The organism is Saccharomonospora iraqiensis subsp. iraqiensis, from assembly GCF_000430445.1.
GTDB classification, from domain to species: domain Bacteria; phylum Actinomycetota; class Actinomycetes; order Mycobacteriales; family Pseudonocardiaceae; genus Saccharomonospora; species Saccharomonospora iraqiensis.
In genome coordinates, this window is sequence record NZ_KE387030.1 from 3,861 (window position 1) to 6,261 (window position 2,401).

3 protein-coding genes are annotated in these 2,401 nt (G+C 73.0%); 1 reads left to right on the plus strand and 2 read right to left on the minus strand.

From position 1 onward, the window contains the following. Positions 1 to 58: 58 nt before the first annotated feature. Both hisG and ACTIR_RS0100515 read right to left on the minus strand, forming a co-directional pair. Complete coding sequence (gene hisG, locus ACTIR_RS0100510) at positions 59 to 904, minus strand: ATP phosphoribosyltransferase (RefSeq protein ID WP_007026973.1); 846 nt, start codon at positions 902 to 904, stop codon at positions 59 to 61. Positions 905 to 1,022: 118 nt separating this feature from the next. Beyond that, entirely contained in the window at positions 1,023 to 1,286 is a 264-nt protein-coding gene (locus ACTIR_RS0100515; protein WP_007026974.1) for a phosphoribosyl-ATP diphosphatase, read from the minus strand. Positions 1,287 to 1,455: 169 nt separating this feature from the next. On the opposite strand from ACTIR_RS0100515, the gene ACTIR_RS0100520 reads away from it, so the two are divergent. Continuing rightward, positions 1,456 to 2,292 (plus strand): class I SAM-dependent DNA methyltransferase, encoded by an 837-nt coding sequence (locus ACTIR_RS0100520; protein ID WP_026452824.1) that lies wholly within the window; start codon positions 1,456 to 1,458, stop codon positions 2,290 to 2,292. The last annotated feature ends 109 nt before the right edge of the window (positions 2,293 to 2,401 follow it).

The window sequence follows — 2,401 nt, forward strand, 5'->3', positions numbered from 1 at the left end:
GGCCGCCCGGTCGCCCGTCGGGCGACCCGGGTCGTCGTCGCCCGTCGGGGCGACCGGGTCAGAGCCGGGAGGCGCGGATGTCGGAGGCGAGGATCGCGCGGGCGCCGACGGCGGCCAGCTCGTCCATGACCGAGTTCACCTGCTTGCGGGACACCATCGCCCGGACGGCCACCCAGTCGGGGTCCGCGAGCGGGGCGACGGTGGGCGACTCCAGCCCCGGGGTGATGGCGATGGCGTCGTCGAGCAGTGTCCGCGGGCAGTCGTAGTCCAGCATCATGTACTGCTGGGCGAACACCACGCCCTGCAGCCGGGCGGCCATCTGCGCGATCGGTTTCGACGTGGCGTTGCCCGCGCGGTGGAGGAGCACCGCCTCGGACACGCAGATGGGGTCACCGAAGGCGACCAGGTCGTGCTGGCGCAGGGTGCGGCCGGACCCCACGACGTCGGCGATGGCGTCGGCGACCCCGAGCTGCACCGAGATCTCCACGGCCCCGTCCAGCCGGATGACGTCGGCCTCCACCCCGTGCCGGGCGAGGTCGTCGGCCACCAGCCGCGGATAGGAGGTGGCCAGGCGCTTGCCCGCCAGGTCGGGGATCGTCCACTCCCGCACGGCGGGGGCGGCGTAGCGGAAGGTGGAGCCCCCGAACCCGAGCGACAGGGTCTCCTCGACCGGTGCCCCCGAGTCCAGTGCCAGATCCCGGCCGGTGATCCCCAGGTCCAGGTCACCCGAGCCGACGTAGATCGGGATGTCCTTGGGCCGGAGGAAGAAGAACTCGACGTCGTTGACGGTGTCCAGGATGGTCAGGTCCCGCTGCTCGGGCCGCTGCCGGTACCCCGCCTCGGCGAGCATCTCCGACGCCGGTCCCGCCAGCGCGCCCTTGTTCGGCACCGCGAACCGCAGCATGATGTTCCCTCCTGACGTTGTCGCTGCCCGTGCCCGCTCCGGCCGGGCGGGCGGGCGCCGGTGTCCACCCCAGCGGAGGTGGTCGGCGGGCCGCCACCCGGGACCGGCGAGACGACCCTCACAGGTGGCGGTAGACGTCCTCGCTGGTGACGCCCCGCCCGAGCATGAGGACCTGGACCCGGTAGAGCAGCTGCGAGATCTCCTCGGCGAGGCGCTCGTCGGACTCGTGCTCGGCCGCGATCCAGACCTCGCCCGCCTCCTCGAGCACCTTCTTGCCCTGCTCGTGCACCCCGGCGTCGAGGGCACGCACGGTGCCCGACCCCTCGGGCCGCGTGTCGGCGCGCTGGAGGAGTTCCGCGTACAGCTCGTCGAAGGTCTTCACGCCCCGGAATCCTTCCATCCGCGCCGCACGCGCCGACGGGCGGCCCGGTCCGGGCGTGGCGCACGTGGCGCAGGCGACGTTGACGCGGTACTGCGCGCGGTAGTTTGCTGATCGCGCAGGGAACGCGGCAGCGACGCGCGTGTGGACTTCGACGCGAAAAGATCGTGATATGGCAGACACCTCCTCCCCTGGGTCACCGCAGGCCCCCGCGGCGGGCGGGACCCGGCCCGACGTGCGACTCCCGGAGAACCCGGGCGGACTCGACCAGGACACCGAGTGCGGACTCGACCAGGACACCGAGTACTGCTCGGTCCGGCTCGACGGCGCCTGGCGGGACATCCGGTTCCACGACTACGACCGGATCTTCGCCGTGCCCGGGCTCTACGAGACGCTGTTCCACGATCTGCTGGACTGCCGGTCGCCGGACGTGGTGGGCAAGCTGCTCAAGGAGGAGGTGCAGGCCTCCGGCACCGACCCCGCGTCGCTGCGGGTGCTGGACCTCGGCGCGGGCAACGGCCTGATCGCCGAGCAGCTGCGCACGGTGGGCGCGGGGTATCTGGTCGGGGTGGACCTGCTCGACGAGGCCCGGCGGGCGGCGCTGCGGGACCGTCCGGAGCTCTACGACGACTACCACGTGTGCGACCTGACCCGGCTGACCGCCGAGCAGGAACGGACGCTGACCGGTCACCGGTTCAACGCGTTGACCTGCGTGGCCGCGCTCGGGTTCGGCGACATTCCGGTGCGGGCGTTCGCGACGGCGGTGAACCTCGTCGCCGACGGCGGCCGGATCGCCTTCACGATCCGGGACCGGTTCCTGTCCGAGTCCGACGAATCCGGTTTCGCCCGGTTCGTCCGCCGGTGCGAGCGGGAGGGGTTGTTCGAGGTGCGCGCCCGCGAGCGGTACCGGCACCGGCTCGACGTGCGCGGGGAGCCGCTGCACTACCTGGCCGTCGTGGCCACCAAGCACGGCGACGTGCCGGTCGCGCCCTCGGACGGCACGGACTGAGCGGCGCGAGTCCCGGCGACACGGCTGACCCGCGTCAGTCCCGGCTCACCAGCTCGGCCAGGGTCCGGGCGTCGACGCCCACCAGCGACGGGCGCGACACCCGGCGCGG